This window comes from Mycobacterium sp. (assembly GCF_049585075.1).
GTDB lineage: Bacteria > Actinomycetota > Actinomycetes > Mycobacteriales > Mycobacteriaceae > Mycobacterium.
This window is the reverse complement of record NZ_JBAUZA010000193.1, coordinates 1-7,097: the sequence shown is the minus strand read 5'-3', so window position 1 is coordinate 7,097 and position 7,097 is coordinate 1. Positions and strand designations below refer to the sequence as shown.

At 66.2% G+C, this 7,097-nt stretch carries 6 protein-coding genes, 1 pseudogene and 1 riboswitch; of the genes and pseudogenes, 4 read left to right on the top strand and 3 right to left on the bottom strand.

What is annotated here, in order from left to right; all coding sequences use genetic code 11:
- A partial coding sequence (locus WB785_RS09190; RefSeq protein ID WP_424078616.1) for a Na+/H+ antiporter occupies positions 1-1,365 on the bottom strand: 1,365 nt, incomplete at its 3' end.
- A 115-nt stretch (positions 1,366-1,480) separates the two neighbouring features.
- Between WB785_RS09190 and WB785_RS09185 the strand changes: the two genes are divergently transcribed.
- Positions 1,481-2,671, top strand: a complete 1,191-nt coding sequence (locus WB785_RS09185; protein ID WP_424078615.1) for an RNA-guided endonuclease InsQ/TnpB family protein — start codon at positions 1,481-1,483, stop codon at positions 2,669-2,671.
- 152 nt (positions 2,672-2,823) lie between these two features.
- Here WB785_RS09185 and WB785_RS09180 read toward each other — a convergent pair whose 3' ends face one another.
- On the bottom strand, positions 2,824-4,179 hold the full coding sequence (locus tag WB785_RS09180) for a PPE family protein (protein WP_424078614.1): 1,356 nt from the start codon (positions 4,177-4,179) through the stop codon (positions 2,824-2,826).
- Between the two features lie 14 nt (positions 4,180-4,193).
- A complete protein-coding gene (locus WB785_RS09175; RefSeq protein WP_424078612.1) occupies positions 4,194-4,493 on the bottom strand; it encodes a PE family protein in 300 nt (99 codons plus the stop codon).
- 133 nt (positions 4,494-4,626) lie between these two features.
- A riboswitch (Fluoride riboswitch) is annotated at positions 4,627-4,688 on the bottom strand.
- Positions 4,689-4,812: 124 nt separating this feature from the next.
- Here WB785_RS09175 and WB785_RS09170 point away from each other — a divergent pair.
- The 3 genes and pseudogenes from WB785_RS09170 to WB785_RS09160 all read left to right on the top strand — a co-directional run.
- Positions 4,813-5,181, top strand: a complete 369-nt coding sequence (locus tag WB785_RS09170) for a YraN family protein (protein WP_424078611.1) — start codon at positions 4,813-4,815, stop codon at positions 5,179-5,181.
- Positions 5,181-6,692, top strand: a complete 1,512-nt coding sequence (locus tag WB785_RS09165) for a YifB family Mg chelatase-like AAA ATPase (protein WP_424078610.1) — start codon at positions 5,181-5,183, stop codon at positions 6,690-6,692. The genes WB785_RS09170 and WB785_RS09165 overlap by 1 nt, the downstream gene beginning before the upstream one ends.
- Positions 6,689-7,097, top strand: a pseudogene (locus WB785_RS09160) (DNA-processing protein DprA); the annotation flags it as partial. The gene WB785_RS09165 and the pseudogene WB785_RS09160, both read left to right, overlap by 4 nt.

Here is a 7,097-nt window from a genome sequence, read left to right as displayed (position 1 = left end):
CACCTTGGCCTCGTACAGGGCGCGGGCGGATTTGGTTGCCTCATCGGCACTTTCGGCGCCGGAATTCTCGTCCAGCCAGTCCAACGCGGCACGCGCCGCCTTGAGCCGGGCTTTGTTCTCTTCGGTTCCGAAATCCTCAGCCCGCAGCCCGAGTCGGCGCAGCAGCCACGGCAGGCTGGTGCCCTGGATGAGCAGGCTGGCGACGATCACCGCGGCCGCGACCATGATCACCACGTCGCGGTAGGGAAAGGACGAACCGTCAGCACGCTGCAGCGGTATGGCCAACGCGGCTGCCAGCGACAAGCCGCCGCGCATGCCGGCCCACGCCACGACCACGCGCTGCCGCCAGACCGGCTCGGCGCGCGGTCGCCCGACTAGCTTCGCGGTGAAAGGACCTAGCAGCATCCAGATCAGCCGCAACGTGATCACCATGACGACGACGGCGAACATCGCCGCGACGAGTCGCAGCGCGGTCAGCTCAGGCACCCAGTGCACCGAACGCACAAGCTCCGCACCGACCATCGTGAATAGCACAGCATTCAGCAGGAACACCAGAACATCGAGGAATGCAAAGGCCTGCAGTCGTGCGCCCGGGGCGAAGATGGCGCTCAGGTGCGAACCCACATATATGCCCGCGGTAACGGTTGCCAAAATCCCCGATAGATGGGCGGCGTCTGCGAACAGATAAGTGATGTAGGGCGTCGCCAGCGAGATGGTGATCTCCAACAGCGGTTGGTCGATTCGCCGTCGTATCTGCACAGCTACCCAGCCGACGGCGAGGCCGAGCGCAGCACCGCCCGCCGGGGCGGCTAGCAGCGTCACCGCGAGCGGGCCGGGATGCACGGCGCCGGCGACCGCGGCGCCCACAGCGCCTGCGTAGAGCACCAAGGCGGTGCCGTCGTTCGTCAGTCCCTCGCCCTCGACGATTGTCGCGAGCCGCTCCGGCACGTCCAGCCGCTTGAACACCGATGTCGCCGCGACCGCGTCGGTGGGCGCTACCACCGCACCGGCCACCAGAGCCACCACGATTGGCACTCTGGCGACACCCACCAACACCGCGGCGACCGCGCCGGTGGTGATGATCACCAGTCCGACCGACAACAGACCGATCGGCCGGGCGTTTGCTCGAAGGTCGTCCGGTGCAATGAAATACGCCGCGTAATAAATCAACGGCGGCAGAAACACATAAAACACGACGTGCGGCGACAACACCGGCACACTGACCCCTGGTAACAAGCTGAGCGCGGCTCCGACACCTACCAGCAGGACCGGATACGGTACGCCCACCCGCTCGGCCAACCAGACCGCCGCCACGGCGGCCAACGGTCCGCAAAGCAGCAGGATCCCGTAGCCTGCCGGATTCACAACTGTTTTTCGTCTGGTTCGGGCGTGGCGCGCGGCACGGGTGGAGGGTAGCGCTTTCCGCGACAGCACGTGTCGTCGCCAGGCGATGTCAGAGTCAGCGGCTAACGTGCGCAGTGTGAAGCAGGTGGTCAAGGTGCGGATGCTGCCGACGCCCGAACAGGCGGCGGCGTTAGCGGACACCTTGGGTGTGTGTAATGAGGCGGCGTCATGGTTGTCATCGGGAATGCATGCCCAAGGGGTGCGCGGTAAGCAAGAGGCGCAGAAACGCTTCTACACCGAGGTCAAGCAACGATTCGGGCTGTCAGCCCAGCCAACGATCCGGGTGATCGGCAAGGTGGCTGACGCCTACACCTCGTTGACAGCGAACATCGAGGCTGGCAGCCACGGCCCACCCGGCTCACCGACGCGCACAAAGGTAGCCGCCACACCGATTGGGTTTCGACCGGATGGGGCTCAGCCGTTCGATGCGCGGTGCCTGTCGTGGCAGATCCCGGAGATGGTTGGTGCCCGACAAGCCACGGTTTCGATCTGGACGACGGCCGGCCGGCTCAAAGGGATCCGGGTGCTGGTCTCGGCGCGGGATCTGGTGCTGCTGCAGACCCGTGCGATCGGCGAGACCGACCTGATCTGCCGTGATGGGAAATGGTTTCTCTACGCCACGGTGGAGGCCCCCGAAGTCCCGCAGGTCGATCCGGTCAACGGCTTTGTGGGTGTGGATTTGGGCATCGTCAACATTGCCACCAGCAGCGACGGCGATCGCGTCGCTGGCGCACGATTGAACCGCTACCGCAAACGCCAACTGAATCTGCGGAAACGGTTGCAGGCCAAGAAAACCAGTTCGGCGCGACGCTTGTTGAAGAAGCGCCGGGGTAAGGAGGCCCGCTTCGCCGCCGACATCAATCATCGGATTTCCAAACGCATCGTGGCCGAGGCTCAACGCACCGGGCGCGGTATCGCCGTCGAACAGTTGACGGGGATCCGCGCGCGGGCACGGCTTCGTAAGCCCCAACGGGCCGCAATGCATTCGTGGGCGTTCGCCCAACTCGGCGGGTTCCTGGCCTACAAAGCCAAACGGGCCGGGATGGCGTTCGTCGAAGTCGACCCGGCCTACACGTCGCAGACGTGTCATGAATGCGGCTGGGTGGACAAACGAAACCGCCGCTCCCAAGCAAAGTTTGAGTGTGGCTGGTGTGGCTTCGTTGGGCACGCCGACCACAACGCAGCAATCGTCATCGCGCAACGCGGTGTTGAACGCTGGGGCGAAGTCATGCGTCCGTACGCAGCGCCCACCCTAACAGCCAGTTAGGGCGGCAGCAGCAAGCCTAATGGCACCCCGCACCACGGGACAGGTCACAAGTCCGTCCCTTTAGGGACGGGTCCATGACAACCGCACCTCCCCGTCCGGTCGCGGTAATGCGCTCGCTACGAGCAGACCACATGTAGAGATTGCTCGGTGCATCACCCGAGAAAACGTCGCCGCTGCTGCGTGACCCCATCGGCGGTCATCAGCCCGGAATCCGCCAGCTTGGCGAGTAGCGATTGGGCCCGGGTAGCCAATTCGGCCAGCTCCGCGGCGATTTCGGCCACCGGTTGGGCTGCTGGCCGCGGTGCCTGCTTCGGGTTCCCGCGGCTCGGCATCCGGGTGCGCTGGTCGCCGCGTCCCACCGAAGCAGTGCTCCCGACGGCCCCGCCGGCCGCCCCGGCGAGGCCCATGTTGCTGAACAGATTGCCGGAACCGCCCACCGCCATTTCAGGGGCGGCCTGGGTAGCGGTGATCGGCAGCGTATAGGCGGCCGGGCGAATCTCCGGTGCCGCCACCGTCCAAGCCGCCGGGACCGACAACCTGCCGACCGTCGTTGCTTGGCCCAGGCCGGCCGCCGCTGATGGCGGCGCCGTGCTTGACGCATCAGCCAGAGCGGTCGGACCGCCGAAGAACCACTCCGGCAACATTTCCGCGCCTGGCCCATAGCCGGTGTAAGGTCCCTTGCCTTGCGCGAAATCGCGGTCAGCATTAATCAGAAAACCGCGATAGTTCGTTCCCACCGAGGTGAATGACGCCGCCGCGCTGGTCGTCGACGCAGTGGCACTGGCAGTTGCTATGGGTATATCGATGGCCGTCAGCGGAATGATGATCGCGGTCAATGCCGCAACCAGTGCCGAAGTCGGATCCGCCGCGGCCGGCGCGGACGCGAGCCCCGAAAGTGCTTGGGGGAGTGCATTGATCAGCTGTGGGCCGTTGGACAGGATCGACTGCCCAGCCGCGGCGATTTGGCCGGCTACGCCGGACGGGTTGGTGGTCGGCGGTGGTGTGGTGAACGGCGTCAATGTCGATGCTGCCGCCGACGAGCCGGCATACCCGTACATCGCTGCGGCGTCCTGGGCCCACATCTCGGCGTAGGCGGCTTCGGCGGCCGCGATCGCCATGGTGTTCTGCCCAAAGATATTAGTCGCAATCAACGTCATCAACAGGCTGCGGTTAGCGGCGATCAGAGGCGGCGGCACCGTCATTGCGAACGCGGCCTCGTATGCGGCCGCGGCCGCCTTGGCTTGCGTGGCGGTTTGCTCGGCTTGCGCGGCGGCTTGGGTCATCCAAGCCATGTACGGCGCCGCCGCCGACGCCATCGACGCTGACGACGGACCCAGCCAGGGGCCGCCGCTCAACTCGGCGACCACCGACCCGTAGGACGCTGCGGTGGATTGGAGCTCGGCAGCCAACCCGTCCCAAGCCGTGGCCGCCGCCAGCATCGGCCCCGCACCGGGGCCCGCATACATTCTGCTGGAGTTGACCTCCGGCGGTAACATTGCGAAATCCATTGCTATATCCCGTCTTAACCGGCCGCTGTGGCGTTGGTAACTTCGGTGACCGCATATGACATCGCACTCGTTTGCAGTGTGCTGACGAATGACCGATGAATCGCCTCTGCCTGCGCGCTGATCGCCTGGTACATCTGCGCATGGACCGCGAATTGAGTGGCCGTCAGCGCCGACACCTCGTCCGCAGCGGCCGGCACCACGCCGGCAGTCGGCGCCGCGGCGGCGGCATTCTGTGCGCTCATCGTCGTGCCGATGCCGGCCAAGTTGGCGGCTGCGGCGCTCAGCGCGTCAGGCTGGGTCGTGACGAATGACATTGGTATTCCTTTCGATAGCTGTCAAAACGGAATGCGGTGCGCAATGGCACGCAGCGGAATAGCGCGGATGGTCCACAGGAATTCGTGGATGAGCAGAGCTTGCCTCACGGGACTCCCTTCTACCCAAGACTCATCACGGGTAGAAGCCATCAGCCGGTGCGGCGGTTAAAGGCGAGCCTCATCGCCTGGACGCGATGTTAACGAACACCGCGAACGTCTGTTGTGGATTACCGCGCAACTGGGGATAACTGGGTTGCCGTCCCGCGTCGACGGCGGCCCAGCGGATATCCGCGTCGGTGCACTGCCGCAGGGTGGCCGCATGACGATGTTGACGCGGGCCGAAATCGGGGCGCTCGGTGAACAATTGGCCACCGACCACCTGAGCGGACTGGGACTGCAGATCCTGACCCGCAATTGGCGGTGCCGATACGGCGAGCTGGATGTCATCGCCGTCGACCCCACCACCAACACGGTGGTGTTCGTCGAGGTCAAGACGCGCACCGGCGATGGTTTCGGCGGTCTGGCGCAAGCGGTGACTGAGCAGAAAGCACGCCGACTGCGTCGGCTGGCCGCGATGTGGCTGGCAACTCAGGAGCAACGTTGGGCGGCGGTCCGCATCGATGTGATCGGGGTGCGCATCGGCCGGCGGCGCACGCCAGAAATCAGTCATTTGCAGGGAGTCGGCTGATGGCGCTGGGACGGGCATTTTCGGTCGCGGTGCTGGGATTGGACGGCGCGATCGTCGAGATCGAAGCGGATATCACCTCGGGCCTACCGGGAGTGCACCTGGTCGGTCTGCCCGACGCCGCGTTGCAGGAGTCGCGCGATCGGGTCCGTGCCGCGATCACCAACTGCAACAACCGCTGGCCGATGTCCCGGCTCACGTTGGCGCTTTCACCGGCAACGCTGCCGAAGATGGGCTCGGTATACGACCTCGCCCTAGCTGCCGCGGTGTTGTCGGCGCAGCGGAAGACGCCGTGGCGACAGCTGGAGGCGGTCGTGGTACTGGGCGAATTGGCACTCGACGGGCGGGTTCGGCCGGTGCGCGGGGTGTTGCCGGCGGTGCTGGCGGCCAAAGGTGAGGGCTGGAAAGCCGCGGTGGTTCCGGTGGAAAATCTGCCCGAAGCCAGCCTGGTCGACGGCATCGAGGTGTGGGGCGTGCGCACGCTGGCGCAGTTCCAGGCCTGGCTCAGCGGGTCGGCGCAGCTAGACGAGCGGATCAGCGGAGTGGTTCCGGCGGCCGAGGAGTCAGCGGATCTGGCCGACGTAGTGGGCCAGACCCAGGCCCGCTTCGCCGTCGAGGTGGCCGCTGCCGGGGCGCATCACCTGATGCTCACCGGTCCGCCAGGCGTTGGCAAAACGATGCTGGCACAACGTCTTCCAGGGCTGCTGCCGTCGCTATCGGATGGCGAGTCGTTGGAGGTCACCGCTATTCACTCGGTGGCCGGGTTGCTGTCGGATGCCACGCCGCTGATTACCCGGCCGCCGTTTGTTGCGCCGCATCACAGCTCCAGCGTTGCGGCATTGGTCGGCGGTGGGTCAGGGACGGCGCGGCCGGGTGCAGTCAGCCGGGCGCACCGCGGGGTGCTGTTCCTCGACGAGTGCGCCGAGATCAGTGTGAACGTGTTGGAGGCGTTGCGGACGCCGTTGGAGGATGGCGAGATTCGCCTTGCCCGTCGAGATGGGGTGGCGTGTTATCCCGCGCGCTTTCAACTGGTAATGGCCGCTAACACCTGCCCCTGCGCGCCGGCGGATCCGCGTGACTGCATCTGCGCGGCAGCGGTCAAACGCCGCTATCTCGGCCGGCTGTCCGGGCCTCTGCTGGACCGCGTCGACTTGCGCGTGGAGATGCACCCGGTGAGGATGAGCGCGTTCGCGACCACCGGGGCTGAGTCGACGGACCAGGTCCGAACCCGGGTGGCATTGGCCCGTGATGCGGCGTTGCAGCGTTGGCGCTCAAGCGGATTCCGCACCAACGCCGAGGTCAGCGGAACGCTGCTGCGGCGCCGGTTCCGGCTTGGCGATGCGGCGATGCAGCCGCTGCGCAGCGCGCTAGAACGTGGTCTGCTGAGTATCCGCGGCGTTGACCGGACGCTGCGAGTCGCATGGACGTTGGCCGATCTGGCCGGCCGCACATCGCCCGGACGCGATGAGGTGGCCGTCGCATTGAGCTTTCGCCAGGCTGGAGCCTCGCGATGAGCGACTCGACGTTGCGAGCCTGGGCCTACCTGTCTGGGGTGGTCGAACCGCCCTGCGTGGAACTGGCCGGGCTGGTGGATCGTGTTGGGCCGATAGAAGCAGCCGAACGGGTGCGACGAGGCGAGGTCAATGACAACCTGGCCCGTCATACCGACGCGAGGCGTGAAATCGACAGGGTCACAGACGATCTCGAGTTGCTTGCTCGTCGCGGTGGTCGGTTGATCACCCCGGACGACGACGAGTGGCCGCTGTTGGCGCTCGCGGCATTCGGCAGCGTCGCGGTCGCGGCCAAGCCACGGGGCAGGCCGCCGTTGGTGTTGTGGGCGGTGGGCCCGGCACGGCTCGATGAGACAGCGCAGCGGGCCGCCGCGGTTGTCGGGACGCGAGCAGCAACCAGCTACGGTG